General features: G+C 72.7%; 33 protein-coding genes and 1 riboswitch. Of the genes, 15 read left to right on the forward strand and 18 right to left on the reverse strand.

Features of this window, described 5'->3' with window-relative positions; translation table 11 throughout:
* The first annotated feature begins 34 nt into the window (after positions 1-34).
* The 5 genes from PV343_RS02065 (at position 35) to rocD (ending at position 3,993) form a co-directional block, all read left to right on the forward strand.
* Positions 35-985, forward strand: a complete 951-nt coding sequence (locus PV343_RS02065) for a cytochrome c oxidase assembly protein (protein ID WP_319144999.1) — start codon at positions 35-37, stop codon at positions 983-985.
* A gap of 115 nt (positions 986-1,100) precedes the next feature.
* Positions 1,101-1,280, forward strand: coding sequence for a hypothetical protein (locus tag PV343_RS02070; RefSeq protein ID WP_319145164.1), 180 nt, complete (start codon positions 1,101-1,103; stop codon positions 1,278-1,280).
* Positions 1,281-1,317: 37 nt separating this feature from the next.
* Positions 1,318-1,803 carry an Lrp/AsnC family transcriptional regulator gene (locus tag PV343_RS02075; protein WP_319145000.1) on the forward strand — a complete coding sequence of 162 codons (486 nt, stop codon included), beginning with the start codon at positions 1,318-1,320 and terminating at the stop codon, positions 1,801-1,803.
* A 154-nt stretch (positions 1,804-1,957) separates the two neighbouring features.
* Complete coding sequence (ddaH, locus tag PV343_RS02080; protein WP_319145001.1) at positions 1,958-2,767, forward strand: dimethylargininase; 810 nt, start codon at positions 1,958-1,960, stop codon at positions 2,765-2,767.
* Entirely contained in the window at positions 2,767-3,993 is a 1,227-nt protein-coding gene (gene rocD / locus PV343_RS02085; RefSeq protein ID WP_319145002.1) for an ornithine--oxo-acid transaminase, read from the forward strand. The genes ddaH and rocD overlap by 1 nt, the downstream gene beginning before the upstream one ends.
* Positions 3,994-4,070: 77 nt before the next feature.
* On the opposite strand, the gene PV343_RS02090 is transcribed toward rocD, so the two are convergent.
* Together PV343_RS02090 and PV343_RS02095 are read right to left on the reverse strand one after the other, a co-directional pair.
* Positions 4,071-4,769, reverse strand: coding sequence for a DUF305 domain-containing protein (locus tag PV343_RS02090; RefSeq protein ID WP_319145003.1), 699 nt, complete (start codon positions 4,767-4,769; stop codon positions 4,071-4,073).
* 76 nt (positions 4,770-4,845) lie between these two features.
* Complete coding sequence (locus tag PV343_RS02095; protein ID WP_319145005.1) at positions 4,846-5,247, reverse strand: DUF6153 family protein; 402 nt, start codon at positions 5,245-5,247, stop codon at positions 4,846-4,848.
* Between the two features lie 247 nt (positions 5,248-5,494).
* Here PV343_RS02095 and PV343_RS02100 point away from each other — a divergent pair, with 247 nt between their 5' ends.
* Entirely contained in the window at positions 5,495-5,728 is a 234-nt protein-coding gene (locus PV343_RS02100) for a hypothetical protein (RefSeq protein WP_319145006.1), read from the forward strand.
* 33 nt (positions 5,729-5,761) lie between these two features.
* Here the strand turns inward: PV343_RS02100 and PV343_RS02105 are convergent, their stop codons facing one another.
* A complete protein-coding gene (locus tag PV343_RS02105) occupies positions 5,762-6,247 on the reverse strand; it encodes an RDD family protein (RefSeq protein ID WP_319145007.1) in 486 nt (161 codons plus the stop codon).
* A gap of 5 nt (positions 6,248-6,252) precedes the next feature.
* Positions 6,253-7,413: a hypothetical protein gene (locus PV343_RS02110; protein WP_319145008.1), complete on the reverse strand. Its 1,161-nt coding sequence runs from the start codon at positions 7,411-7,413 to the stop codon at positions 6,253-6,255.
* Between the two features lie 153 nt (positions 7,414-7,566).
* Here PV343_RS02110 and PV343_RS02115 point away from each other — a divergent pair, with 153 nt between their 5' ends.
* On the forward strand, positions 7,567-8,112 hold the full coding sequence (locus PV343_RS02115) for a DUF4396 domain-containing protein (protein WP_319145009.1): 546 nt from the start codon (positions 7,567-7,569) through the stop codon (positions 8,110-8,112).
* 16 nt (positions 8,113-8,128) lie between these two features.
* Here PV343_RS02115 and PV343_RS02120 read toward each other — a convergent pair whose 3' ends face one another.
* From PV343_RS02120 to PV343_RS02130, 3 genes are all read right to left on the reverse strand, one after another.
* Positions 8,129-8,449 (reverse strand): zf-HC2 domain-containing protein, encoded by a 321-nt coding sequence (locus tag PV343_RS02120; protein WP_319145010.1) that lies wholly within the window; start codon positions 8,447-8,449, stop codon positions 8,129-8,131.
* 153 nt (positions 8,450-8,602) lie between these two features.
* A complete protein-coding gene (locus tag PV343_RS02125; RefSeq protein ID WP_319145011.1) occupies positions 8,603-9,307 on the reverse strand; it encodes a response regulator transcription factor in 705 nt (234 codons plus the stop codon).
* Positions 9,304-10,533: a sensor histidine kinase gene (locus PV343_RS02130; RefSeq protein ID WP_319145012.1), complete on the reverse strand. Its 1,230-nt coding sequence runs from the start codon at positions 10,531-10,533 to the stop codon at positions 9,304-9,306. The genes PV343_RS02125 and PV343_RS02130 overlap by 4 nt, the downstream gene beginning before the upstream one ends.
* 380 nt (positions 10,534-10,913) lie before the next feature.
* On the opposite strand from PV343_RS02130, the gene PV343_RS02135 reads away from it, so the two are divergent.
* The 3 genes from PV343_RS02135 to PV343_RS02145 all read left to right on the forward strand — a co-directional run bounded on the left by PV343_RS02135 (position 10,914) and on the right by PV343_RS02145 (position 13,302).
* Positions 10,914-11,324 (forward strand): hypothetical protein, encoded by a 411-nt coding sequence (locus PV343_RS02135; protein WP_319145013.1) that lies wholly within the window; start codon positions 10,914-10,916, stop codon positions 11,322-11,324.
* A 157-nt stretch (positions 11,325-11,481) separates the two neighbouring features.
* Positions 11,482-12,204 (forward strand): lysophospholipid acyltransferase family protein, encoded by a 723-nt coding sequence (locus PV343_RS02140; protein WP_319145014.1) that lies wholly within the window; start codon positions 11,482-11,484, stop codon positions 12,202-12,204.
* A gap of 81 nt (positions 12,205-12,285) precedes the next feature.
* Positions 12,286-13,302 (forward strand): NAD-dependent epimerase/dehydratase family protein, encoded by a 1,017-nt coding sequence (locus tag PV343_RS02145; protein ID WP_319145165.1) that lies wholly within the window; start codon positions 12,286-12,288, stop codon positions 13,300-13,302.
* Between the two features lie 52 nt (positions 13,303-13,354).
* On the opposite strand, the gene PV343_RS02150 is transcribed toward PV343_RS02145, so the two are convergent.
* From PV343_RS02150 to PV343_RS02190, 9 genes are all read right to left on the reverse strand, one after another.
* Complete coding sequence (locus PV343_RS02150; RefSeq protein ID WP_319145015.1) at positions 13,355-14,950, reverse strand: alpha/beta hydrolase; 1,596 nt, start codon at positions 14,948-14,950, stop codon at positions 13,355-13,357.
* A gap of 114 nt (positions 14,951-15,064) precedes the next feature.
* Complete coding sequence (locus tag PV343_RS02155) at positions 15,065-15,853, reverse strand: urease accessory protein UreD (protein ID WP_319145016.1); 789 nt, start codon at positions 15,851-15,853, stop codon at positions 15,065-15,067.
* Positions 15,841-16,518, reverse strand: a complete 678-nt coding sequence (gene ureG / locus PV343_RS02160) for an urease accessory protein UreG (protein ID WP_319145017.1) — start codon at positions 16,516-16,518, stop codon at positions 15,841-15,843. Before ureG ends, PV343_RS02155 begins: the two co-directional genes overlap by 13 nt.
* 201 nt (positions 16,519-16,719) lie before the next feature.
* Positions 16,720-17,394, reverse strand: a complete 675-nt coding sequence (locus PV343_RS02165; RefSeq protein WP_319145018.1) for an urease accessory protein UreF — start codon at positions 17,392-17,394, stop codon at positions 16,720-16,722.
* Positions 17,394-19,115 (reverse strand): urease subunit alpha, encoded by a 1,722-nt coding sequence (locus PV343_RS02170; protein ID WP_319145019.1) that lies wholly within the window; start codon positions 19,113-19,115, stop codon positions 17,394-17,396. Before PV343_RS02170 ends, PV343_RS02165 begins: the two co-directional genes overlap by 1 nt.
* Positions 19,108-19,419: an urease subunit beta gene (locus tag PV343_RS02175; RefSeq protein WP_319145020.1), complete on the reverse strand. Its 312-nt coding sequence runs from the start codon at positions 19,417-19,419 to the stop codon at positions 19,108-19,110. Before PV343_RS02175 ends, PV343_RS02170 begins: the two co-directional genes overlap by 8 nt.
* A gap of 10 nt (positions 19,420-19,429) precedes the next feature.
* Entirely contained in the window at positions 19,430-19,732 is a 303-nt protein-coding gene (locus tag PV343_RS02180; RefSeq protein WP_319145021.1) for an urease subunit gamma, read from the reverse strand.
* A 241-nt stretch (positions 19,733-19,973) separates the two neighbouring features.
* Positions 19,974-20,252 (reverse strand): type II toxin-antitoxin system Phd/YefM family antitoxin, encoded by a 279-nt coding sequence (locus PV343_RS02185; protein WP_133920913.1) that lies wholly within the window; start codon positions 20,250-20,252, stop codon positions 19,974-19,976.
* A 69-nt stretch (positions 20,253-20,321) separates the two neighbouring features.
* Positions 20,322-20,855, reverse strand: a complete 534-nt coding sequence (locus PV343_RS02190) for a GNAT family N-acetyltransferase (protein ID WP_319145022.1) — start codon at positions 20,853-20,855, stop codon at positions 20,322-20,324.
* Between the two features lie 140 nt (positions 20,856-20,995).
* Here PV343_RS02190 and PV343_RS02195 point away from each other — a divergent pair, with 140 nt between their 5' ends.
* The 3 genes from PV343_RS02195 to PV343_RS02205 all read left to right on the forward strand — a co-directional run bounded on the left by PV343_RS02195 (position 20,996) and on the right by PV343_RS02205 (position 22,987).
* Positions 20,996-21,631: an ATP-dependent Clp protease proteolytic subunit gene (locus tag PV343_RS02195; RefSeq protein ID WP_319145023.1), complete on the forward strand. Its 636-nt coding sequence runs from the start codon at positions 20,996-20,998 to the stop codon at positions 21,629-21,631.
* 7 nt (positions 21,632-21,638) lie between these two features.
* Entirely contained in the window at positions 21,639-21,947 is a 309-nt protein-coding gene (locus PV343_RS02200) for a hypothetical protein (protein WP_319145024.1), read from the forward strand.
* Positions 21,948-22,380: 433 nt separating this feature from the next.
* Positions 22,381-22,511: riboswitch (cyclic di-AMP (ydaO/yuaA leader) on the forward strand.
* A 2-nt stretch (positions 22,512-22,513) separates the two neighbouring features.
* Complete coding sequence (locus PV343_RS02205; protein ID WP_319145025.1) at positions 22,514-22,987, forward strand: C40 family peptidase; 474 nt, start codon at positions 22,514-22,516, stop codon at positions 22,985-22,987.
* Between the two features lie 157 nt (positions 22,988-23,144).
* Here PV343_RS02205 and PV343_RS02210 read toward each other — a convergent pair whose 3' ends face one another.
* Entirely contained in the window at positions 23,145-23,603 is a 459-nt protein-coding gene (locus PV343_RS02210) for an ATP-binding protein (protein WP_319145026.1), read from the reverse strand.
* 212 nt (positions 23,604-23,815) lie between these two features.
* Here PV343_RS02210 and PV343_RS02215 point away from each other — a divergent pair, with 212 nt between their 5' ends.
* Both PV343_RS02215 and PV343_RS02220 read left to right on the forward strand, forming a co-directional pair.
* Positions 23,816-24,676, forward strand: coding sequence for a helix-turn-helix domain-containing protein (locus tag PV343_RS02215; RefSeq protein ID WP_319145027.1), 861 nt, complete (start codon positions 23,816-23,818; stop codon positions 24,674-24,676).
* 9 nt (positions 24,677-24,685) lie between these two features.
* Positions 24,686-24,910 (forward strand): DUF397 domain-containing protein, encoded by a 225-nt coding sequence (locus PV343_RS02220; protein ID WP_319145028.1) that lies wholly within the window; start codon positions 24,686-24,688, stop codon positions 24,908-24,910.
* Positions 24,911-25,030: 120 nt separating this feature from the next.
* Here PV343_RS02220 and PV343_RS02225 read toward each other — a convergent pair whose 3' ends face one another.
* Positions 25,031-26,158 carry an 8-amino-7-oxononanoate synthase gene (locus tag PV343_RS02225; RefSeq protein WP_319145029.1) on the reverse strand — a complete coding sequence of 376 codons (1,128 nt, stop codon included), beginning with the start codon at positions 26,156-26,158 and terminating at the stop codon, positions 25,031-25,033.
* Positions 26,159-26,181: the final 23 nt, after the last annotated feature.

Genomic DNA, 26,181 nt, shown 5'->3' on the forward strand with positions numbered 1-26,181 from the left:
AATCGCACAACCCCCACGAATCAGGAGCCGCCGGATGGATCACAGCGGGCACGGCATGAACATGGATCTGCCGCCGTTCACGCTGGGGCGGGGGCTCGAGTGGTCCGCCGACCCGTTCTTCCTCGTCGCCTGCCTGCTCGGGCTCGGCCTGTACGGCTGGGGCGTGCTGCGGCTGCGGCGGCGGGGGGACGCGTGGCCCGTGGCCCGTACGGTGTCGTACGTCGTCGGCGTGCTGACCATCGGGCTGATGATGTGCACCAGGCTGAACGACTACGGCATGGTCATGTTCAGCGTGCACATGGTCCAGCACATGGTGATCAGCATGCTGTCGCCGATCCTGATCCTGCTCGGCGCGCCGGTCACGCTGGCGCTGCGCGCGCTGCCGGTGGCCGGCAAGGGCCGCAAGGGCCCGCGCGAACTGCTGCTGGCGCTGCTGCACAGCCGCTACATGCGGATCGTCACCCACCCGGTGTTCACCATCCCCCTGTTCATCGCGAGCCTGTACGCGCTGTACTTCACCCCCCTCTTCGACTTCCTGATGGGCTCGCGGGCCGGGCACGTCGCGATGATGGTGCACTTCCTCGCCGTGGGTGTGGCGTTCTTCTGGCCGATCATCGGCGTGGACCCGGGTCCGCACCGGCCGGGTCATCTGATGCGGATGCTGGAGCTGTTCGCGGGCATGCCGTTCCACGCGTTCTTCGGCATCGCGCTGATGATGGGCTCCACGCCCATGGTCGTGACGTTCCGGAACCCGCCGGCCTCGCTCGGCATCGACGCCCTGTCCGACCAGAACGCGGCCGGTGGCATCGCCTGGGCGTTCAGCGAGATCCCGTCCGTGCTGGTGCTGATCGCGCTCCTGTTCCAGTGGTACGGCTCGGAGCAGCGGCAGGCCAAGCGCAAGGACCGGGCGGCCGACCGGGACGGCGACAAGGAGCTGGAGGCGTACAACGCCTATCTGGCCTCCCTCAGCACGCGCGAGGGCTGAGGGACCGCGCGCGGAACTGACACGCGCGGTATCCCGTCCGGGCGCGAATCGGGGCACCATGGGGGCAACGGTTCATGAGGAGGGTGTCGCCATGCCCGGTTCTGCGCGCGGTTCCATGCCCGGTTCCACGAGTGGTTCCACCAGCGGCGCCACCAAGGCGATGGGGGCGATGACCGTCGGCGGGCTGGTCCTCGTCACGGCCTACACCGTCGCCCTCGGCAGCAACGGCTGGCTGTGGTTCGGCTGGGTGGTGCTGGGGCTGCTGACACTCGCCATGATCGTCACCCAGCAGTAGCGCCGCGTCCGCGGGCTCCGCTGATTACAGTGCCCGCATGAACAGCAGGACCACGCCCTTCGACGACCTCGACCGCAAGATCGTCACCGCCCTGATGGCGAACGCCAGGAGCAGCTTCGCCGAGATCGGCGCGACGATCGGGCTGTCCTCCACGGCGGTCAAACGGCGCGTGGACCGGCTGCGGGAGACCGGTGTGATCACCGGGTTCACGGCGACCGTGCGGCCCTCCGCGCTCGGCTGGCGCACGGAGGCGTACGTCGAGGTGTACTGCGAGGGCGCGGCCCCGCCCCGGCGGCTGGCCGAGGTGGTGCGCAATCACCCGGAGATCACGGCGGCCATGACCGTCACCGGGGGCGCGGACGCGCTGCTGCACGTGCGGGCGCGGGACGTGGAGCACTTCGAGGAGGTGCTGGAGCGGATCCGCGTCGAGCCGTTCATCCGGAAGACGATCAGCGTGATGGTGCTGTCCCACCTTCTCCCGGAAAGCCCGGAAGCGGGCGCCACCCATCCGGCACCGGAGTAGCCCGCACCCAAACGCAGAAGTCGTGCGTCGTGCGGAAGAAGTACGCAGTGATGCTGCGTATCCGCGCAGCTTTCCTTTCTTGTCCCGCGTATCCCTCCGTTTCTACCGTGGTGTCACGCCTCAGTGACACTCAGGAAAGCGGAGGGAACCCTCTGTGGCCGAAAGCCGTGTGCCGCGCAGTCGGCGCTTCCTCGTCTGCGAACCCAGACACTTCGCCGTGCAGTACGCGATCAATCCCTGGATGCACCCCGACCGGCCGGTCGACGTCGACCTCGCCCGTGAGCAGTGGCAGGACCTGATCCGCGCCTACCGGGCCCACGGCCACACCGTGGACACGGTGGAGCCGGTGCCGGGTCTGCCCGACATGGTCTTCGCCGCCAACGCGGCCCTCGTGGTCGGCGGCCGGGTCTTCGGCTCCCTGTTCCACGCCCCGGAGCGGCGCCCCGAGTCGCTGCACTACGACACGTGGTTCAAGGCGGCCGGGTACGCCGTCCACCGCCCCGAGTCGGTCACCGAGGGCGAGGGCGACCTGGTGTGGACCGGCCGGTACGTGCTGGCCGGCACCGGGTTCCGCACCACCCGGGAGGCGCACCGCGAGGCGCAGGAGTTCCTGGGGCACCCGGTGATCGGCCTGACCCTGGTCGACCCGTACTTCTACCACCTGGACACGGCCCTGTTCGTCCTCGACGAGGACAACGTCGTCTACTACCCGGAGGCGTTCTCGCCGGGCAGCCGGGAGGTGCTGCGGCGCCTGTTCCCGGACGCGGTGCTCGCCACCCGCGACGACGCGATGGCGTTCGGCCTGAACTCCGTGTCCGACGGCCGGCACGTGTTCATCGCCCCCCAGGCCGAGGCGCTGGCCGAGCGCCTGGCCGACCACGGTTACGTCCCCGTCCCCGTCGACCTGTCGGAGTTCCACAAGGCCGGCGGTGGCATCAAGTGCTGCACCCAGGAGATCCGCTGATGACCGCACCCGCGCGCACGCGTACGTCCGACGACCTCATCCGGGCGGAGGAGCCGGTCCTCGCGCACAACTACCACCCGCTGCCCGTGGTCGTCGCCCGGGCCGAGGGGTCCTGGGTCGAGGACGTCGAGGGCCGCCGCTACCTGGACATGCTGGCGGGCTACTCGGCGCTGAACTTCGGTCACCGGCACCCCGCGCTGATCGATGCCGCGCACCGCCAGCTCGACCTGCTGACGCTGACCTCGCGGGCCTTCCACAACGACCGGCTCGCCGGCTTCGCCGAGCGGCTCGCCGCGCTCACCGGCCTCGACATGGTGCTGCCGATGAACACCGGCGCCGAGGCGGTGGAGAGCGGCATCAAGGTGGCCCGCAAGTGGGCGTACGACGTGAAGGGCGTCCCCGCCGACCGGGCCACGATCGTGGTGGCGGCGGAGAACTTCCACGGCCGTACGACGACCATCGTCAGCTTCTCCACCGACGAGCAGGCCCGGGCGGGCTTCGGCCCCTTCACACCGGGGTTCCGGGTCGTGCCGTACAACGACCTGGCCGCGCTGGAGGCGGCGGTCGACGAGACGACGGCCGCGGTGCTTCTGGAGCCCATCCAGGGCGAGGCCGGGGTGATCATCCCGGACGAGGGCTATCTGGCGGGGGTGCGTGAGCTGACCCGCCGCAAGGGCTGTCTGTTCATCGCGGACGAGATCCAGTCCGGCCTCGGCCGCACCGGCCGCACCCTCGCCGTCGAGCACGAGGACGTCGTCCCGGACGTGCTGCTGCTCGGCAAGGCGCTCGGCGGCGGCATCGTGCCGGTGTCGGCGGTGGTGGCCCGGCGCGAGGTGCTCGGTGTGCTGCACCCGGGCGAGCACGGCTCCACCTTCGGCGGCAACCCGCTCGCCGCGGCGGTCGGCACGGCGGTGGTCGAGCTGCTGGAGACCGGGGAGTTCCAGCGCCGGGCGGCCGAGCTGGGGCTCGTGCTGCGCGGCGGCCTGACCGAGCTGGTCGGCAAGGGCGTGACCGGCTTCCGCTCGCGTGGCCTGTGGGCGGGTGTCGACGTCGACCCGGCGCTCGGCACGGGCCGGGAGATCAGCGAGCGCCTCATGCGGCAGGGCGTGCTGGTCAAGGACACGCACGGCTCCACGATCCGGCTGGCCCCGCCGCTGACCATCTCGGCCGACGAGCTGCGCTCCGCGCTCGGCGCGCTGGAGAAGGTGCTCACCGAGGGCAGCTGAGACGGGGGCGACGGGGGTGAGACGGGGGCGGGGGCCCGGCCGGTGACCGGCCGGGCCCCCGCCCACTCGGTCGCCGGTCAGCCCGCGCTCTCGCCGAGGAGCCGCTTCATCTCCGCGATCTCGGCGTTCTGGGCAGCCGTGATGTCGGCGGCCGCACGCTTGGCGGGGCCGTACGCGCCCTTCCCGCGTTCGGTGGCCGCCATCGCGACGGCACCCTGGTGGTGTTCGACCATCAGGGACAGGAACCGGGTGTCGAAGTCCCTGCCGCCGGCCTTCTTCAGGGCGGTCATGTCGTCGTCGCCCATCATGCCGGGCATGCCGGTCGCGCCGGGCGTGCCGGTGGCGCCGCCGTGGCCCGTGTGGTCCATGCCGGGCATACCTGCCATGCCGTCCTGGCTCGTGTGGTCGGAGCGGTCGGTGTGGTCGGTGCCGGCCGCGGGGACCTGCTCGTGCCAGCCCTTCAGCCAGCCGGTCATGGTGCGGATCTCCGGGGCCTGCGCCTTCTCGACGCGCGCGGCGAGGTCCTTCACCTCGGGCGAGGAGGCCCGGTCGGCGGCGAGGCGTGCCATCTCCAGCGCCTGCCGGTGGTGGGCGATCATGCCCTGGGCGAAGGCCACGTCCTGGGCGTTGTGGGCCCCGGCGCCGGTGGCGGCGGGCCCGCCGTGCGGCGCGTGGGCCCCGCCGCCGCCGTCGGCGCCGCAGGCGGCGAGGGCGAGGGACGCGGCGCCGGCCACCACTGCGAGGGCGGTGCGGCGTGTCAGGGTACGGATGGTCATGCTGAACTCCTGCTGAGAAAGGGGATCTTCGGGCACGCGTGGGAGCACGGCCGCACGCCGTGCGGCCGTCCGGCCTCTACATCCGCAGGAGTTGAAGTTCCGCCAGGGAAGGTGGCGCGCGGGCGCCGTCGGGTGTGCCCGCCGTGCACGGGCGCGGGGCACCGGCCGGCGCCGGGTCGGCCAGCGGGCCGGGGACGAGCGCGGGCGGCTGGGGTGTGCCGGTCACGGCCCCGGACGCGCAGGTGGGATCGGCGTGATGGGGACGGTGGCCTCCGCAGTGGCCTGCGCCTCCGGGGCAGTCGTCCTGGGCGGTCAGCACGGTCCCCGGGTGCGGGGAACGGGCGTGTGCCGCGTGGGCGGTGCCGCCGCCGGGCGCCAGCGCGTGCATGCCGAACAGTCCGGCCAGCACCGCGAGGACGAGCAGCGCGCGCCACGGCCGCCGGGGCGGTCGCGGGGGCTGCTGTCCGGTGCTGCGCATCGGGGACATCGTACGAGGCGGCGGGGCGTCGCCCGCCGGGACCCGCCGGGCGACGCCCTGACCCGCCGGGCACAGCCCCGAACGTGGTCAGGGCGGCGCGCGACGCCGGTGTCGACCTCGACGTCGTCAACGTCATGGCCATGGACTACTACCGGAGCACCGACTACGGCGACGCGGCCGTCCAGGCGGCGCAGAGCGCCTTCACCCAGCTCCGGTCGCTCTATCCGGGCAAGTCCGAGGCACAGGTGTGGGCGATGACCGGAGTGACACCGATGCTCGCCAGAACGACGACGGACACGTCTACGACCAGGCCGACGCCCGCCAGTTGGTCTCCTTCGCCCAGGGCAGGCACCTCGGGGAGCTCGCCTTCTGGGAGGCGACCCGGGACCGCAACGCCTGCACCGGCGCCCTGTACCGGTGCACCAACGTCCCCCAGTCCCCCTACGAGTTCGCCAGGATCTTCGCGGGGTACACCGGCTGACCCGCTCCCCTGGGCTGAGCCGGGGCGGCCGGCTCAGCCCCGGGGAGGGTGCGCGGAGGTCCGGGAGCGCCCGTACCAGTCGTGCACCACGGCGCTGCCCACCACGAGGTCCTGGACGGACGCCCGGCGCCGGCTGACCGGGATCCACAGCAGGCCCAGCGGGAAGACCAGGTACAGCAGCGCCCGCAGCACGGCGGCGACCGGTCCGAGCCGCGCCCCGGACCTGCGGGTCACCCGCAGGCCCATCAGATGGTCGCCGACCGTGCGCCCGGCCGTTCCCCAGCTCCCCGCCAGGTAGACGAGCGCGACGGCGGAACCGAGGATCGCGCCGCCCCCGAGGCCCAGGTGGGGGAACCCGCTGGGCGGGCCGAGGAGCAGGTGACCGAGCGCCGCCCAGCCGAGTTCGACGGCCGCGACGACGGCGATGACCACCAGGACGTCGGCCGCCGCCGCGATCACCCGCGAGACGATTCCGGCCGGGCGTCCCTGGACGACCGCCGGGTAGTGCACACGCGCCATCGAGGTCACGGCGCCCCCGCTCCGCCGCCCGTGCCACCGGGTCGCCCGCCGGGCGGTGGCCCGGACTCGAGTCCCGCCCCGTCCCCGTCCGGGCCGCCGCGGTGCAGCAGCCGCTCGGCGATCCGGTCCACGAACCGGTCGGCACGGGCGTTCTGCTCGCGGAACGTGTCCAGCGTCTCCGCCGTGATGCTGCCCCCGGTGTCCCGGACGATCCGCCCGACGTCCAGGTCCTCCAGGACCCGCTCGGTGTACGTCACCAGGTCCACCCGGGCGAGGACCGCGTCGATGTCGAGCCGCCGGGCGACACGGTCGACGTCCAGCCGGTCGGCCACGGCGTCGAGGTCGACGCGGTCGATCACACCGTCCATGTCGACATGGTCGATGACGGCGTCGAGATCGACGCGCTCCAGGAGGGCGTCGACGTCGACCCGGGCCAGGACCGCGTCGAGGTCGACGCGGGCGAGCACCGCGTCCAGGTCGAGCCGGGCCAGCAGGGCGTCCGCGTCGATCCGTCCGGCGACGCGGTCCACGTCCAGCCGGCCGGCCACCGCGTCCAGGTCCACGCGGGACAGGAGGGTGTCGACGTCGACCCGGGCGAGGAGGGCGTCGAGGTCGATCCGGGCGAGCACCGCGTCCAGGTCGAGCCGGGCCAGGACGGCGTCGAGGTCGATGCGGCGGGCGACTCGGTCGACGTCCAGCCGGTCGGTCACCGCGTCCAGGTCGATCTCGTCGACGACCGCCGCCGTGAGGGCTCTGACCACGGCACGCGCCAGCGGCCGCGCCTCGTTACGGGCCCGCTCCCGCTCAGCCGCTCCCCGCGCGCTCCAGTGGGCGACCCTGCGGTCCACCGCGTTCAGCACGGTCGGGGGAACGAGCAGCCGCGTGGTGGCGCGCGCCCAGTTCCCGGCCCGGTCAGCCGTGTCCGTGACGGCGGACACCGAACGCCGCTGCACTTCGAGGGCGAGGCCGAGCACGGCGTCGCCGAGCGGCCCCGGCCGGCCCGGGCGCGGATAGCGGGGGCGCGCGGCTGCCACGGTCTGTGCGGCGATGTCGGCGAGGCCCACGACCAGCCGGGTGACACCGGTGACCAGGGGCCGGGCGAGGGCGTCGCCGCCCGTCCCACCGGTCGGGGACGAGAGGGGCGGGTCGCCCGCGGTGCTGCTCACACCGGCATCGGACCACACCGGGTCCCCGGCTGCCCTCACCCGCCGGGGGTGATCTCCGCACCCGTCCGCGCCCACGCGCGATCACCTCCGGAATACCCCCCAGGGGTATAGTGTTGCCACCTGGTGAACCACACCGACACGGGGAGGCCGACGATGGATCACAGTGAGCACCGGCACCACGAGAGCCACGCGGACCACGGGCACGAGCGCCGCGACCAGCACGCGCAGCACGAGCACCGGCACGCACACCGCCGGCACTCCCCCGGCACCTCCTGGCGCACGGCCGCCCAGGCGACGCTGCACTGCCTGACGGGCTGCGCCATCGGTGAGGTGCTGGGCATGGTCATCGGCACGGCGGCCGGGCTGGGCAACGCGGGCACCGTCGTCGTCTCGATCGCCCTGGCCTTCGTCTTCGGCTACGCGCTGACGATGCGGGGCGTCCTGCGCGCCGGGCTTCCCGTGCGGCAGGCGCTGAAGGTCGCGCTGGCCGCGGACACGGTGTCGATCGCGGTGATGGAGCTGATCGACAACACGGTGATGGTGGGCGTTCCCGGCGCCATGGACGCGGGCCTGTCCCAGGCACTGTTCTGGATCTCGCTCGTGGTGTCCCTGGTCCTGGCCTTCGCGCTGACGACGCCGGTGAACCGGTGGATGATCGGCCGCGGCAAGGGGCACGCCGTGGTGCACGCGTACCACTGACGTACGGTCCGCCCGGTCACCTCACGTACGCCATGCGGTCCACCCACTGGGACAGCGTGAGCGACCCGGCGAGGGACTTGCGGGCGGAGCCGTCGCGGCGGCACCGGCGCTCCGGGCGATGGCGCGGCCGCCGCTCGGAGCCGTCGTCGGTCAGGGCCTCGCGCAGGGTGGCCAGGTGCCCGGCCACGGCGGCGAGGCAGTCGTACTCGTCGCGGCACGCGGCGCAGACCGCCAGGTGCGGGACCACGGCCGCGGCCTCCGGGGGCGTCAGCAGCTTCAGGGCGTGACCGGCCAGCAGGTCCCGGTACGCGCGGCAGTCCTCGAGGGAAGCGGACATGGGGCGACTCCTCTCCGTGGTACGACGCGAGGCGTGCTGTGACACGCCGGAAGGGGTTTCGAGGAGGTCCGGCGATACCGGCCCGGACCAGTCCTCTGCGTCGTGCCTCCAGACTCGCCCAGGAGCCCCCCTCCGCGCGTCGTCCCGGCGCAGTCAGTCCTGGGTACTGCGGGCGCAGTAGCCGGCGGGCTCCGTCGTCGTGCTGACCAGTCCGCACTGGTACGCGATGACGACGAGCTGGGCCCGGTCGCGGGCGGCGAGCTTGGTCATGGCCCGGTTGACGTGCGTCTTCGCGGTCAGCGGGCTGACGAACAGACGTTCGGCGATCTCCTCGTTCGACTGCCCGAGGGCGACGAGCCGGGTCACGTCCCGCTCGCGGGGGGTCAGGCACTCCAGCCGCTCGTGCACCACCGTCGAGCAGGGCTCCGGCTGGGCCAGGAAGCGTGTGATCAGCGCCCGGGTGGCCCCGGGTGACAGCAACGCCTCGCCGGCGGCGACCGTGCGGACGGCGTCGAGCAGCTCCTCGGGCCGTGCTCCCTTGCCGAGGAATCCGCTCGCGCCCGCGCGCAGCGCCTGGGCGACGTACTCGTCGTTCTCGAAGGTGGTCAGGATGAGCACCTTCACCGCCGCGAGGTCGTCGGACTCACTGATCAGGCGCGTGGCGTCCAGACCGTCCAGCTCCGGCATGCGGATGTCCATGAGGACCACGTCGGGCCGCTCGGCCGTGGCCAGTTCCACGGCCTCCCTGCCGTTCGACGCCTCCCCCACCGTCTCCATGTCGTCGGCGGAGTCGAACAGCATCCTGAAGGTGCCGCGCAGCAGCGCCTGGTCGTCGGCCAGCAGTACCCGGATCGTCACGCCCGTCTCTCCTCCAGCAGTCCGCCCGGCACCGGCTCGCCGGTCGCCGAGCCGGGTCGCAGCGGCAGTTCCGCGGTCACGGTGAAGCCGCCCTCGGGCCGGGCCCGCGCGGTGAGCCGGCCGCCCACGCTGGCCGCACGCTCGCGCATGCCGATGAGCCCGTGCCCGGTCCCCGTGCGGGGCTCGTGCGGCCCGGCCCGCCCGTCGTCCTCGACGGTGATGGTCAGCCACTGCGGGCGGTAGTGCAGGAACAGGCGGGCGTGGTCGGCCGCCGCGTGCTTGCGCACGTTGGTCAGGGCCTCCTGCACGATGCGGTACGCGGCCAGGTCCACCGCCGGCGCCAGGGGCTCCACGACGCCGTCGCGGGTCTGCCGTACGGCGAGCCCCGCCCGCTCGAAGGAGGCCAGCAGGGCCGGCACCTCGGCCAGGCCGGGGATCGGGTCACGCGGCGCCTCGGGATCGTCGGACTGCCGCAACAGGCCCACGGTGACGCGCAGTTCGTCGAGGGCGGAGCGGCTGGTCTCCTGGATGTCCTTCAGCGCGGCGAGTATCTGCCCGGGGCGCCGCTCGCCCAGATGGACGGCGACGCCGGCCTGCGCGTTGATCAGGGCGATGTGGTGGGCGACGACGTCGTGCAGTTCACGCGCGATGCGCACCCGCTCGGCCGCCACCCGCTGCCGGGCCTCCTGCTCACGGGTCCGCTCGGCGTGCTCGGCCCGTTCCTCCACGGCCGCCACGTAGGCGCGGCGCGAGCGCACCCCGTCCCCCACCGCCGCCGGCAGGGCCGTCCAGGCCAGCAGCGCGGCGTTGTCCGGCTCCAGCCAGGAGTCCGGCGCGTGCAGCACGTCCGCCCCGACCAGCAGGGCGGCCGAGGCCGCGGCCATGGTCCAGGCGGTCCGCCGGTCCGTGCGGGCCGCGACCGTGTAGACGGACACGATGATGGGGCTGGTCACCAGGGGGCTCTCGCGGAATCCGAGGAGCTGGAACCCGACCCCGCAGGCGACCGCCACGGCCGCCACGGTGAACGGGTGCCTGCGGCGCCACAGCAGGGCGAAGCAGCCGAGCGCGGCGAGCAGCAGGGCGGGCCAGCGCAGCGAGAAGCGGTGCTCGTGCGGGACTATGGACGCGGCCACGACCGACAGCACGAACAGTCCGGTCGCCCCCAGCGCGTTGCGCATCCCGCTCGTCAGCCACCGCCCGTTCCCGCCACCGCCGATCGCCGCCATGGACCCACCGTAAGGACGCCGCCCGCGCCCTGCCGCGCGGCGTCCGCCTCCCTGGGCCCTTCGGGTGACGGACCGTCGTCCCCGCCGTCACGGCCGACGGACACGGGGCCGCAACGAGGGCGCAACGGCTGGACGGCTGCCCGGCCGCCCCGGTCGGGCCGCTCCTAGGATCGGGGCGTACAGGGGGCGGGCGAAGAGAGTTCCCCCGAGGGGTAGGGGGCTCCATGCGGGCGACGTTCTCGGGACTGCTTGCCCGGCGGGTGTCGCGGCGACCATCGCGGCGGCTGACGCGAGCCGTCACCGCGGCCGTCGCGCTCTGCGCCGCTCTGACCGTGACTTCGGGGTGCACGGTTCCCGTCGACGCCGTCGCAGGGATCTCCGTGACCGGCGACGGCCGGCTGCTCGGCGTCATGATGGTCTGCGGGCACCGGATCGACGGCGCGACCCTGTACGTGGACAGCGACGACTCCGACCGCGCGGTGACGGTCCGTTCGTGGACCGCCGACCGCCCCCTCCCGGCCGGCCTCACCACCTGGTCCATCGAATCCCCGTCCCCCGGGTGGCGGGCGACGAGGTGGCACCGCCCGCTGACCCCCCGGACCTCCTACGCGCTCTACGGCTGGACCAAGGACGACTCGTGGTCCTCGGGCGACGTCTCCTTCACCCTGGCCGACCGCGACCGGCTCACCCCCGGGCAGGTCCGCTACGACCGCGTCTCCGCCGACGGCGACGAGTCAGGGGTCACCGTCTCCCTGGCCGAGTTCGAGCGGACGGCCTGTCAGGACACGTAGCCGACACATGCCCGAAGGATGGCCGGCCCTCGCACGGGCACGGCCGGAGGCGGTTCCCCGCGACTGCCCCTGCCCTTACACTGACACCCCAGCAGAAGCCGGTTGACGTGCGAGAACGCGGCGGTCGAGGCGATCCGCCAGAGTGAGGAGCGACTCCTTGTTCTACTACCTGCTCAAGTACGTCCTGCTGGGACCCCTGCTGAGACTGGTCTTCCGCCCCCGGATCGAGGGACTGGAGAACGTGCCGGCGTCGGGGGCCGCCATCGTCGCCGGGAACCACCTCTCTTTCTCCGACCACTTCCTGATGCCGGCGATCCTCAAGCGGCGCATCACCTTCCTCGCCAAGGCGGAGTACTTCACCGGACCGGGCGTCAAGGGGCGCCTCACCGCGTTCTTCTTCCGCAGCGCCGGGCAGATCCCGGTGGACCGGTCCGGCAAGGAGGCGGGGCAGGCCGCGATCCGCGAGGGGCTCGGCGTGCTCGCCAAGGACGAGCTGCTGGGCATCTACCCGGAGGGGACCCGGTCCCACGACGGACGGCTCTACAAGGGCAAGGTCGGGGTCGCCGTGATGGCGCTGAAGGCCGGGGTGCCGGTGGTGCCCTGCGCGATGATCGGCACCTTCGAGGCGCAGCCGCCCGGCAAGGTCATCCCGAACGTCCACCCCGTCGCGATCCGCTTCGGCAAGCCGCTGGACTTCTCCCGCTACGACGGCATGGAGAACGAGAAGGCCGTCCTGCGGGCCGTCACCGACGAGATCATGTACGCCATCCTCTCGCTGTCCGAGCAGGAGTACGTCGACCAGTACGCGGCCGTCGCCAAGGCCGAGCAGGCGGCGGAGAAGAAGAAGGGGCGCAGGTTCCCGAGGGCGCGGCGGAGCTGAGCCCGGCCCGGGCTCTGCCGTCGGCAGAAGATCTTCGGGGCGGGCGCCGGGTCTGCCTAAGGTCGCCCCATGAGACGTGCTGTGGTGATCGGGGCGAGCGGGCAGATCGGCCGTCCGGTGGTGGACGCGCTGGTACGGGACGGCTGGGAGGTGACGGCCGCGTCGCGGGGCGGCGGCCGGGACGAGTCGTGGGACGCGGGGGTGCGCGCGGTCCGTCTTGACCGCTCGGACGACGCGGCGCTCGCGGCCGTGGTGGGCGACGGCTGTGATCTGGTGGTCGACATGGTCGCCTACGACGCCGGCCACGCCCGGCAGCTGACCGCCCTGGCGGACCGGATCGGCTCGGCGGTGGTGGTCTCCAGCGTGAGCGTCTACGAGGACGGCGAGGGGCGGGGCTTCGACACCCAGGGCGAACCGGGCGGCTTCCCCGTCTATCCGGTCCCGGTGGCGGAGAGCCAGCCGACGGTGGCGCCGGGCGAGGCGACCTACAGCACCCGCAAGGTCGCCCTGGAGCGCGAACTCCTCGCGGCCGGTGACGCGTTGCCCGCGACCCTGCTGCGGGCGGGCGCCGTGCACGGGCCGTACAGCCCGCTGCCGCGCGAACTGTACTTCGTGAAGCGGAACCTCGACGGGCGGGACGAGCGGGTGCTCGCCTTTGGCGGCGAGAGCCGGTTCCATCCGTCGAGCGCCCTGAACATCGCCGAACTGGTCCGGCTGGCCGCGGCCCGGCCCGGGTCCCGGGTGCTCAACGCCGTCGACCCCGAGGCGCCGTCGGTGGCCGGCATCGGGTCGGCCGTCGACGCGGTCATGGGGGTGCGGACGCGGACCACGCTCGTGGACGGGCCGCCGCCCGGCGGGACCGTGGGCGCGAGCCCGTGGTCGGTGCCGCTGCCACTCGTCTGTGACATGTCCGCAGCCGAGCGGGAGCTGGGCTACCGGCCCGTGGTGTCGTACGAGGACAGCCTGCCGGCGACGGTCGGGTGGCTGACCGGCGTGGTGCGCGGCCGGGACTGGCGGGAGTGCTTCCCACTGATGGCCCGGGCCTACCCGGACGCCTTCGACTACGCGGCCGAGGACGCCTGGCGGGCGGGCGCATGACGAAGGGGCGGCCGGAGAGCCCGGCCGCCCCTCGTCGCCGTACCCGAGCGGGTTACGGCTTGGGCGTGGCGTGCGGCGCGCAGGTCACGTCGGAGGTGTCCAGCTTGCCGCCGACCAGGTAGGCGTCCACCCGGTCGTTGATGCACGGGTTGACCAGACCGGTCACACCGTGGGAACCCGCGTCCTTCTCGGTGATCAGGCGGGAGCCCTTGAAGCGCTTGTGCAGTTCGACGGCACCCTCGTACGGGGTGGCCGCGTCACGCGTGGACTGCACGATCAGCACCGGCGGCAGGCCGCGGTGCGTCTTGACGTCCAGCGGGTTCTGCTGCTTCGCCGGCCAGGTGGCACAAGGCAGGTTCATCCAGGCGTTGGCCCAGGTCATGAACGGGTAGTCCTTGTTGAGCCGGGTGTTGTCCCGGTCCCACTTCCGCCAGCTGGTGGGCCACTTGGCGTCGGCGCACTCGACCGCGGTGTAGACGGCGTTGCTGTTCTCCGACGCGGCGTTGCCCGCGGTGTCCGACAGGTCCGGGGCGGCGGCGTCGACGAGCGCCTGGGTGTCGCCGGCGACGTACTTGCTGAAGACGCTGGCGACCGGCACCCACGAGGAGTCGTAGTACGGCGCGCTCTGGAAGAACGAGATCAGCTCGGCCGGCCCGACGACCCCGCCGAGGGGGCTCTTCTTGGCGGTGGCGCGCAGCTCCAGCCACTTGGCCTGGACCGCGGCGCGGGTGGTGCCGAGGTGGAAGGCGGCGTCGTTCGCGGCGACCCAGTCCTCCCAGTCCTTCCAGCGGCCCTCGAACGCGATGTCCTGACCCAGGTTGGCCTGGTACCAGATGTTCTCGCGCGCGGGGTTGACCACGCTGTCCACGACCATGCGGCGCAGGTGGCCCGGGAAGAGCGTGCCGTAGACCGCGCCGAGGTAGGTGCCGTAGGAGACGCCCAGGTAGTTGAGCTTCTTCTCGCCCAGCGCGGCCCGGACGACGTCGAGGTCGCGGGCGGTGTTGGGCGTCGTCATGTGCGGCAGCATCGCGCCGCTGCGCTCACCGCAGCCCTCGGCGTACTCGCGGGCCAGCTTGCGCTGCGCCTTCTTGTCCGCCTCGCTGTCCGGCACCGGGTCGGCCTTGGGCGCCTTGACGAACTCCTGCGGGTCAATGCAGGAGATGGGCGCCGAGTGGCCGACACCGCGCGGGTCGAAGCCCACGAAGTCGTAGGCCTTCGCCACGTTCGCCCAGACGGCGTTCTTGGTGGTGACCCGGCGCGGGAAGCGCATACCGGAGCCGCCGGGGCCGCCCGGGTTGTAGACGAGGGCGCCCTGGCGCTCCTTCGCCGTCCCGGTGTTGCCGATACGGTCCACGGCGAGCTTGATCTGCTTGCCGTACGGGTGTGCGTAGTCCATCGGGACGCTCACCCAGCCGCACTGGATGGGCTTCTCGAGCCCCCAGTCGGCGGGGCAGTCCTGCCAGTCGATCCCGGCCTTGGCGGCGCGGGCGGCGGCGATCTCGGCGCCCCGGGCCTCGCGGTCACGGCCGTGGCGGCTGTCCGCGCTGGCCGCGGGAGCCGACACCGCACCGGCGATCAGGGTCGCGGTGACGAGCGCTCCGGCAGAACCGAGCGCCAGCAGACGGCTCTTGGGTCTGTTGTCCCTCAAGTGGGCCCCTCCCCCTACTACTTCGCTTCTGGTGTCCGCCGGGGATCCTTCCGGCTGTGAGGTGCCTGAGAACAGGGGTCGTCGACCATCTTTACCAATCCGATAAACGGATGATCACGTCCGATGGGGCTCATTCCCCCGATCGAGGGAGGTCAGCGCCCGTTCCAGCAGCCGGCGCAGTGTCAGCGCGTCGGGGGCGACGACGCTGACGAGCACGGCCGGTCCGGGCAGCGGCACCAGGGCGGCGCACTCCCCCAGCATCCTCGCGGCGATCGGCCGATCGGCGAACTCCGGCCGTACGACGACGAGCTGCCCCACCGAGCGGTGCCCGGCGAGCACGGCGGGACCGTCCCAGCCGCCCGGCGCGCCGGGCCCGCAGGCCAGTTCCTGGTCCAGCACGGTCCGGCCCGCGACCCGCAGCGTGAGCCGGCTGGTGAGCCGTCCCGGCCGCTCCCCGGCCCGGCCCAGCACCTGCTCCTCGCGCAGCACCAGCCGTCCCCCGGAACCGACCTCGGCCCGGGTGGTGACGCGCAGGTCGCTGTTCCCGGCCGAGATCAACTGTTCAGGTGTCCACCGCAGTTCCGCACCGTCGGCGACGTCCAGCCGTACGTCGTAGCGGGCCTCTCCCTTGGCCTGGCCGGGCAGCGCGATGGTGGCCGCGGCCGATCCGACGCGCAGCCGCGCGCCCTGCTCCACCCGGGCCTCCAGCGTGAACCGGTCACCGCCGAGCGGGCCGCTCATCGCCCCGACGACCATCACCCGGGCCTCGTCGCCGCTGCCCCGGGTGCGGCGCAGGGCCAGCGGGCCGTCGCCGTCCAGCACGGGCAGCGCCGTACCGCCGCGTCCGTCGGCGCGGGCGACGATCCGCGCGTGGGCCGTGACCCCGGCCGTCACGCGGTCCACGCGGCCAGCCGCCCCCGGACCCAGGCGGCGACGTCCGCGACCCCGGTACCGCCCCGCAACGACTGGAGGATCACCGGGAGTTCGGCTCGCTGCGCCTTGGCGTCGGCGGCCATCCGGGCGAGGTCGGACCCGACGTACGGCGCGAGGTCGGTCTTGTTGACGACCAGCAGGTCGGCGGTGGTGACGCCGGGGCCGCCCTTGCGCGGGATGTCGTCGCCGCCGGCGACGTCGATCACGAAGATCTGCGCGTCCACCAGTCCCCTGGAGAAGGTGGCGGTGAGGTTGTCGCCGCCGGACTCGACGAGGATCAGGTCCAACGGCCCGACCTCGTCCTCCAGGTCCTCCACGGCTTCCAGATTGGCGGAGATGTCGTCGCGGATCGCGGTGTGCGGGCAGGCGCCGGTCTCCACGGCCGTGATCCGCTCGGGCGGCAGCACGGCCTCCCGGAGGAGGAACTCGGCGTCCTCGCGGGTGTAGATGTCGTTGGTGACGACGGCCAGGGACAGCTCGTCGCGCAGCTCCCGGCACAGCGCGGCGACGGTGGCGGTCTTCCCGGACCCGACGGGCCCGCCGAGCCCGATCCGCAGCGCACGACGGGATCCGTCCGGGCGACGGGCATCGGCGCTGACGGCGGAGGGGCCGTGGTGGGTGTGGTCGAGATGCATGGGGGCTCCGATCGGGGGGTGGGGCGGGCAGAGGGTGGTGGGGGCGCCGGTGGGGATCGGGGGCGGAGGTCGTGGGGCGGTGACGGTGACCCGCGGGGGCTCAACTGCCGGACCGACGAGGGGCCGGCTGCCGGACAGCCGGGGCCCTGCTGCCGGACAGGCGGAACCCCGCTGCCGTACCGCCGTCGGCCCGGCGTCCGGCTAGGACGCGAACAGGCGCACGGGCCAGGTCGCGTGCCACTCGGCGCCGATCTCCGTCAGGGGCCCGGAGGCGGCCGGCAGCGCGTCGGTGCCCCCGTCGACGGCTCGGCGGGCCGCGTCGACCGCCGTGTCCACGACCCGGTCCAGCTCGGGTGCCAGCCGGGCCAGCACCCCGGTCGCGTCGAACGGGTCGAGGCTCAGCAGCCGGACCGTGGCCGTCGCGGGCCCGCTCACGCTCTCGTACGCCGCGCAGTACGCCGCGTCGTCCGGCCCGAGCCCGGCCGCCCGGGCGGTGAGCCCGAGCACCACCGGCTGGTGCGCCCCCTTCGGGAACCGCGCCGCCAGGGCGTCCAGTTCGGCGGACGGCCAGCAGACCCGCGCGGCCCGCGTCAGCTGCCGGCCGAGCCTGCGCGCGGCGGACCGCAGCGCGGGTGAGGGGGTGCGGGCGTCCGCCGCCGCGTCCAGCTCGGCCGGGTCCGCCCCGAGCACGGCGGCGGCCGCCAGGGCGGCGGCGACGAGTCCCGCGGTGTGCAGTCGGCCCCGGCAGTAGTCCTCCAGGTCCGCGGCGCGGGTGATCCGTCCCGCGCGTACGGCGGCCTCCGCCCCGCCGGAGTGCGCGTGCCCTCCGGCGGGGAAGCGGCCGTCGGCCAGGACGAGCAGTGCTGCCCTGCCCATCAGAAGAGGAAGTAGCGCTGGGCCATGGGCAGTTCGGCGGCCGGCTCCGCCTCGACCAGTTCGCCGTCGATGTGCACGGCGAAGCTGTCGGGGTCGATCCGCACCTGCGGTAGCGCGTCGTTCTCCCGCATGTCCGCCTTGGTCACGGCGCGCGTCGACTCGATCGCGGTGAACCGCTTGACCAGCCGCAGCCGCTCCGGCAGCCCGTCCTCGAGGGCCAGGCGGGCCACGAAGTTGACCGAGTTGGCGGCAGGGGCCCGCCCGATGGCGCCGTACATCGGCCGGGGCAGGACGGGCTGCGGGGTGGGGATGGAGGCGTTGGCGTCGCCCATCTGCGCGTACGCGATCTGGCCCCCCTTGATCACCAAGAGCGGTTTGACCCCGAAGAACGCGGGCTCCCACAGCACCAGGTCGGCGAGCTTGCCGGTCTCGACGGAGCCGATCTCGTGGGCGAGGCCCTGGGCGAGCGCGGGGTTGATCGTGTACTTGGCGACGTAGCGCCGTACCCGGTGGTTGTCCGCGCGCCCGTCACCGGGCAGCGCGCCCCGGCGCCGCTTCATGACGTGCGCGGTCTGCCAGGTGCGCAGGACGACCTCGCCGACGCGGCCCATCGCCTGGGAGTCGGAGGAGATGATCGAGATCGCGCCCAGGTCGTGGAGGATGTCCTCGGCGCCGATCGTGGACGGCCTGATCCGCGACTCGGCGAACGCCAGGTCCTCCGGGACGGCGGGGTTGAGGTGGTGGCACACCATCAGCATGTCGAGGTGTTCCTCGGCGGTGTTGACGGTGAACGGCCGGGTCGGGTTGGTGGAGCTGGGCAGCACGTTCGGCTGGGAGACCACGGTCATGATGTCCGGCGCGTGCCCGCCGCCCGCGCCCTCGGTGTGGTACGAGTGGATGCCCCGGCCGGCGATGGCGGCGAGCGTGTCGCCGACGAAGCCCGCCTCGTTGAGCGTGTCCGTGTGGATGGCGACCTGGACGCCGGTCCGGTCGGCCACCGTGAGCGCGGCGTCGATGACGGCCGGGGTGGACCCCCAGTCCTCGTGCAGCTTCAGCCCGAGGGCGCCGCCGCGGATCTGCGAGAGCATCGCCTCGTGCGAGACGGTGTTGCCCTTGCCGAGGAAGCCGACGTTGACAGGGTAGGCCTCCATCGCCTCCAGCATCCGGGCCAGGTGCCAGGGGCCGGGCGTCACGGTGGTCGCCTTGGAGCCCTCGGCGGGCCCGGTGCCGCCGCCGACCAGGGTGGTGATGCCGGAGGCCAGCGCCTCGTCGGCGACCTGGGGGCAGATGAAGTGGACGTGCGCGTCGATGGCACCGGCGGTGAGGATGCGCCCGTTGCCGGCGATGATCTCGGTCTCGGGGCCGATGACCAGGTCGGGGTGGACGCCGTCCATGGTGTCGGGGTTGCCGGCCTTGCCGATGCCGGTGATCCGGCCGTCGCGGATGCCGACGTCGGCCTTGACGACGCCCCAGTGGTCGACGACGACCACGCCGGTGACGACGGTGTCGGGGGTGCCCTCGGCGCGGGTGGCGCGGGACTGGCCCATGGACTCGCGGATGACCTTGCCGCCCCCGAAGACCACCTCGTCACCGGCGCGTCCGGGTCCGCCGGCGAGGTCCTCCTCGATCTCGATCAGCAGGTCGGTGTCGGCGAGCCGGATGCGGTCGCCCGTGGTGGGGCCGAACAGGTCGGCGTAGGCGGCGCGGGAGATCTCATGCATCGAGGGCACCTCCCGTCCGGCCGCGCAGTCCGGGCACGATCCGGGCGCCGGCCAGGGGCACGAGTTCCACCTCGACGGGGATGCCGGGCTCGAAGCGCACGGCGGTGCCGGCGGCCACGTTCAGCCGCTTGCCGTGCGCGGCCTCCCGGTCGAACTCCAGACCGGGGTTGGCCTCGGCGAAGTGGTAGTGGGAACCGACCTGGACGGGCCGGTCGGCGGCGTTGAGCACGGTCAGCCGGCTGGCCTCACGGCCCGCGTTGCAGACGACCGGGCCGTCGGCGAAGAGGACTTCTCCCGGAATCATCGCGGCCCCCTCAGACGATCGGCTCGTGCACGGTGACGAGCTTCGTGCCGTCCGGGAAGGTGGCCTCTACCTGGACGTCGTGGATCATCTCGGGGATGCCGTCCATGACGTCGTCCCGGGTGAGCAGCCTGCGGCCGGAGGACATCAGCTCCGCGACGGTACGGCCGTCGCGCGCGCCCTCCAGGATGTGCGACGTGATGAGGGCGACCGCTTCGGGGTGGTTGAGCCGCAGACCGCGGGCCCTGCGCTTCTCGGCCACGTCGGCCGCCACGTGGATCAGCAGCCGCTCTTGCTCGTGCGGGGTCAGTTGCACGTCCCACCTCACCGTCCTTGCTCCGGACCGTGCGGGGTCCGGTTGCCGCAGCCATCACGACGGGGACAGGTGTAACACACGGACATACGTGCCCGACCGGGAGCAACACGAGCAGAAGAACCCCTGATGGCGTGGAGCGGCAGGCTAGTTCGCCGGAGTTTCGGCGACGTTAACCAGACCTTGATCATCACATGACCGCACGATGGCCGCCCCCATACCCCGCCCCGACGGGCTCTCCCCGCTAGGAGACGCCGGGCCCCCGGTGCTCGGCCGCGATGCCGAAGCGCTGCCGCTCCCGGGCCGCGGGCGCGACCTCCCGGACCCCGGACACGGAACTGGCGACCTGCTCCCCCGCCGACTCGTCGAGCGCGTCGAGCCGCTCCAGGTCGGCGGCGGACACCAGCGCGACCAGCGGCTTGCCGTGCCGGGTCACGACGACTCGCTCACCGCCGTACACCACCCGATTGATCAGCTCGGCGAGCTCAGCCCTGGCTTGCGTCACCGGAATCTCATAGGCCATACCCCTAGCTTACGGGCCACCCCCACGTTCCGTGAGAGCCCGACGAAGAAGGGAAAGCGCAGGTCAGAGCTACCCCTGGAGCGAGGACCGCATCCCGAGCCACTGTTCGGCGTCCCAGGCCTCGAAGCGTTCCAGTTCGGTGAATCCCAGTTTCGCCGCCAGGCGCATCGACGCGGTGTTGGCGGTCTGGGTGGTGAGGACCACCGGCTCCCCGGGGAGGACGCCGGCGAGCCAGTCGAGCGCCGCCGCGCAGGCCTCGGCGGCGTAACCGCGTCCCCACGCCTCCGGCAGGAACAGGTAGCCGAGATCGACCTTCCCGGCGGCGGCCGGGCGGCGGTGGCCGGTCGCTCTCCTCAGCAGGACATGCCCGATCATCGACCCGCCCAGGTCGACGACGAAGCTCCCGGGCCACCGTTCCGGTATCTCCGGCGTCCCGCGCTCGAGTTCGTCACGCGGTCGGGGGCCGCCGAGGTAGGTGTGCACCTCGGGCGAGGCGAGCAGCTCGACGAACGCCGCGCGGTCCCGGGCCTCGGGGCCACGGAGTACGAGCCTCTCGGTCCTGATCGGCTCCGGCGGCCAGGCCACGCTTCCCAGATCTTCCATCCGCGCACGCTAACAGGTGGTCAAACCAGCATGCCCTGACGGCAATTCGAGCGGCGCCGGGCCACAGGATGACGTACGTCCTGTACATTTTTTACAGATGCGAGGCCGTCCGAGGCCCCGTCACGAGGAGGGGTATGTCCATGACCCGACCGTCCGCCCGCCATGTGCTGCCGGAGTTCACCGAGCGCACGAGCACGGGCCCGCGCACGCTGGACCCCTACGGCAAGCTGTTCGAGAGCAGGGTCGTCTTCCTGGGGACGCCGCTCGACGACACGGCGGCGAGCGACGTCATCGCCCAGTTCATGCAGCTCGAACACGCGGCCCCGGAACAGGACATCACGCTCTACCTCAACTGCCCGGGCGGCTCGTTCGGCGCGATGACGGCGGTCTACGACACGCTGCGGTACGTCACCTGCGACGTGCGGACCTACTGCCTGGGCCAGGCCGCGTCGGTCGCCGCCGTGCTGCTCGCGGCCGGGACACCCGGCAAGCGGTTCGCCCTGCCCGGCGCACGGGTCGTCCTGGAGCAGCCCGCACTGCGCGAACCGGTCGAGGGGCAGACCGGCGACCTGCTGATCCAGGCCCGGGAACTGGTCCGGGCACGCGAACTGATGGAGGAGATGCTGGTCCGGCACACCGGTCGCACCGCCGGGCGGGTGCACCAGGACCTGGAGCGGGTCCTGGTGCTCGACGCGCCGGGCGCACGGGCGTACGGCCTGGTGGACGGTGTGGTCCCGGGACGCAGGGACACGCCCGGCACCGGGCACGCGGGGTGAGCCGCCGATGCTGCCACCGGAACTTCCGCCGCTGCCCGCGCTGACCAGGGCCGAGGGCGAGCTGATCGACTGTTACCTCGAGGCCGTGGACCTGCTGGGCCGGATCAACCCGGCCCAGGACGGGGACACCTACCGCGGGCTGCGCGCGGCACAGGCCCTGGTGCGCAAGGCGGTCGAACTGCGCGACGCGCTGACCCTGATGCACCAACGGGGCGAGACGGAGCTGCACGGGGACACGCTGGCACGCGCTTTGCGGGTGCTCGACGGCGAGCGCCGCACTGCGCGCGTCACGCTCCCGCCCGACTGCGTCGGCTGATCCGGACGCATCTCCGGCCCGTACGGGCCCCGTTGTCGACGGGCCGCGCGTGCGCGGCTTGAAACGGCCCGAACGACGTACCCCCGGCCGGCGTATCTCCGGAGCTTTTTTCGGGCCTTCCGACTTGCGCGACAGGGGGGTTCCGGACCCCCTCTCGGGTGCTCCGCCCCAGGTCCGAGGCTACGTGCGGGTTCTGACGGTCGTTCGAACACAGCCCTGTCCACCCGAACGGGTGAGTGGTGAGTAACGCCACAAATTGCCGTTTGCGTTGGGATTTTCCGACTCCTGTGAGTGAAGATCCGTGTCTGACGACAAGCCCCCGCCACCGCGGCGGGGCGGTCCGGGCGGACGCCGAGTCCTGCCGCCGCCCGGATGACCGGTCGACAGGAGTGGATCGGCAGGAGTGGAGGACCCGAGCAAGACGGGTCGCCGGGACGGACGTTCGTCGCAGACGGACGGTCGTGCCGAGCAACCCTTGGGGTGAAGCCGCGACAACGCGGCCGGGCAACTTCGCCAGCCCGAATCCGACAGGTCATCCTTCACAGGCGGCTGACGAAGGGTTGCGCATGACTGCGCTCAATCGTGTCCCGTCGCTCATGGCCCGGGCCGGTACGGCCTCGGCCCTCACGCTTGCCGCCGTGGGCGGCTCGATCGCGGTGCCGGGCCTCGCCACCGACGCCTCCGCCGCGACGCTGGCGACGAAGGCGCTGCAGATCGCCGCGTCCAAGAAGGGCGCCCCGTACGCCTGGGGTGCCACCGGACCGCGGCGGTTCGACTGCTCGGGGCTGACGCTCTACTCGTTCAAGAAGGCCGGCAAGAAGCTGCCCCGTACGGCCGCCCAGCAGTACAACAAGACGCACCACATCTCGGCCAGGAGCCGCAAGGCCGGCGACCTGGTGTTCTTCCACTCGGGGTCCAGCGTCTACCACGTGGGCATCTACGCCGGTAAGAACAAGATCTGGCACGCGCCGAGGACCGGGTCGGTGGTACGGCTGGAGAAGATCTGGACCAGGAGCGTCTGGTACGGCCGGGTCAGCTGACCCTGGCTCAGGGCAGGAGCGGCTCCGCGACGGGGCCGCTCCGAGCACCGTCAGCGCCGTCCCGGCGCCTCCCGCGGCCTGCGGGCGGCCCAGGGCGGCGCTCGGACGTTCAGGCGTCACGGAGGTCCCTGGACGGCCTCTCGGCGGGCTCCCAGGGCTACGGCTCCTGCTGGCCCGCCGTGGTGACCGGTTCGGCCGGGATGCTCCAGGGCAGTTCGATGGACACCGTCTTGCCGCCCTCGCGCGTGGGGCGGATGCGCAGTTTGCCGCCGCACTCCGCGGTGAGCCAGCGGATGATGACCATGCCGCGCCCGTTGTCCTGCTGGACGGCCGCGGGCAGTCTCTTCGGGAAGCGTGGATGGCTGTCCGTGACTCCGATGCGCAGGTGTTCGTCACGGTCCAGCGCGATGTCGACCGTGAAGGTGGGTGACTGGCCGAAGGTGTGCTGTACGGCGTTGGTGGCGAGTTCGGAGACGATGAGCCGCACGGTGTCGGCCACGTCGGTGTCCGACGGCAGGCCCCACTCCGCAAGCGTTTCCACCACGTAGGAACGCGCCGCGGAGACCGAGGCGGGATCGCTCGGCAGAGTGACGGATGCTTCCAGATGGTCTGCCATGGCGAGGTCGTCCCTTTCCCACGGGACCGCAGTCCGACGAGGAGCGGATGGTTCGAGTACGGTCCCGGACTGGTGCTGTTTCGCCAGACTGCCATCACCGGGCCGGTCGGGGGAGCGATCCACCAAGATATGCATATATCTGTCGCTCAAAGCGGTGAACTCTGCGACGCGAGACCGTATATGGGCGGCCCGGAAGGAGTAAGGAGTTGCCCATGCAGAACGGTCCCGCGGTGCGGCGCCGCAAACTGGGCGCCGAACTGCGCACGCTGCGCACCGGGGCGGGGCTCACCAGTGGCGAGGCGGCCCGTCTCGTGGGCTGGCACCAGTCGAAGGTGAGCCGTATCGAGACCGGCGCCAGCGGGGTGAAACCGGCCGATGTGCGGTTACTGCTCGACGCGTACGGGGTGCGGGAAGGACAGCGGCGTGAGCTGCTGCTGATGCTGGCGGGGGCCGAGGAGGCCGGTGGCCGCAGCCGGTGGTGGCACGCCTACCGGGGGATCCTGCCGCCCACCTACCGCGATTTCATCAGTCTGGAGTCACAGGCGAGCGGGATGCGCACCCTGGAGACGACGGTGGTTCCCGGCCTGCTGCAGACGCCCGAATACGCGCGTGCCGTGACCCGCGCGGCCGTCGGCGGCGTGGACGACGAGCGGCTCGACGCACTGGTCGAGGTGCGGCTGGCCAGGCAGGACGTGCTGCGGGCCGATCCGCCGCTGGAGCTGAGCGCCGTACTGGACGAGGCGGTGCTCAGACGTGAGATCGGCGGGCCCGAGGTGATGGCGCGGCAGCTGGAACGGCTGCTCGAGGCCGCTCGGCTGCCCCAAGTACGGCTCCAGGTGCTGCCGTTCGGCGCGGGGGCGCATGTCGGTCTCACCGGGCCTTTCGTTATCTTCTCATTTCCGAGCACTTCTGATCTGGATGTGGTTGTTCTCGACCAGTTGACGAGTAGCCTCTACCTGGAACGGAAAGAAGACCTCAAGGCCTACGCGGAGGCCTTCGACACCCTTCGGATCCACGCCCTTTCCCCCCAGGACTCGTTGGATTACATCGCCGGGATAGGTGACGGCGCGTAAGGAGGCACCATGACTGCACTGCCTCGGAACGTCCCTGCCAGTACCGACCTGCACGACGTGCGCTGGCTGCGCAGCAGCTACAGCACGGGAGCGAACAACTGCGTGGAGACGGCCCGGCCGCGCTCCGGTCCCTGGGCCGGACTGCTCGCCGTGCGCGACTCCAAGAACCCGTCCGGGCCCGCGCTGCTCTTCTCAGCGGGGAGCTGGGTCGGCTTCACGGCCACGCTCCACTGAGCCCGCCCACTGTCAGCCGACTGACCCTTACCGATCTCCGCCGATCGTGACCGGTCCTGACCGATACCTATCGGTCAATTCCGATCACACTCGCGCGATGCCCGGCCGTGTCACGCCGACTCATGGTCGTGTTTCGCCGATCACACGTACAGCGCGTTCGATCTCGGCCCCGGACAGGTCCGCGCGGGCGGTCAGCCTCAGCCGTGAGATGCCGTCGGGCACGGAAGGAGGACGGAAGCAGCCCACGGCCAGGCCCGCAGTGCGGCAGTCGGCCGCCCAGCGCACCGCCTGCTCCGGGGACGGAGCCCGCACGGAGACCACCGCGGCGTCCGGACGTACCGCCTCGTGTCCCGCGGCGGTCAGCCGTGCGTGCAGTTCCGCGGCGACCGCGCGGGCCCGCGCGGCCCGCGCCGGTTCGCGCCGCAGCAGCCGGAGCGCCGCCAGCGCCGCCCCCGCGGCGGCCGGGGCGAGGCCCGTGTCGAAGATGAACGTCCGGGCCGCGTTGACCAGATGATCGATCACCCGGGCCGGACCGAGCACCGCACCGCCCTGGCTGCCCAGCGATTTCGACAGCGTGACCGTGACCACCACGTCCGGCGCGCCCGCCAGGCCGGCCGCGTACGGGGCGCCCTGGCCGCCGTCTCCCAGCACACCCAGGCCGTGGGCGTCGTCCACCACGAGACCGGCGCCGTGCTCCCGGCACACCTCGGCCAGCGCGGCCAGCGGAGCCGCGTCCCCGTCGACGGAGAAGACGGTGTCGGAGACGACGATCGCCTCGCCCTCGTGCGTGCCGAGCGCCTTGGCCACGGCCCGCGGGTCGGCGTGCCCGACCACCTGGGTGGCGCCCCGGGCCAGCCGGCAGCCGTCGATGAGGGAGGCGTGGTTGCCGGCGTCGGACACCACGAGCGATCCGTGCGGGCCCAGCGCGGTGACGGCGGCCAGGTTGGCGGCGTAGCCGGAGGAGAAGACCAGGGCCGCCTCGAAGCCGCAGAAGTCCGCCAGCTCGCGCTCCAGCTCCGTGTGCAGCTCGGTGGTGCCGGTGACCAGCCGGGAACCGGTGGAACCGCCGCCCCAGGTCCGGGCGGCGGCGGCCGCGCCCTCGGTGACCTCGGGGTGGTGCGCCAGGCCCAGGTAGTCGTTGCTCGCCAGGTCCAGCAGCGGCGAGTCGGCGGGGCGCGGGCGCAGGGTCCGTACGAGTCCCGCGCGGCGCCGCGCCTCGGCCTGCTCGTCGATCCAGCCGAACGCCATGGGTCCTCCGGGCTTTTGTAGGT

This window comes from Streptomyces sp. WI03-4A, assembly GCF_033792105.1.
Lineage (GTDB): Bacteria > Actinomycetota > Actinomycetes > Streptomycetales > Streptomycetaceae > Streptomyces > Streptomyces collinus_A.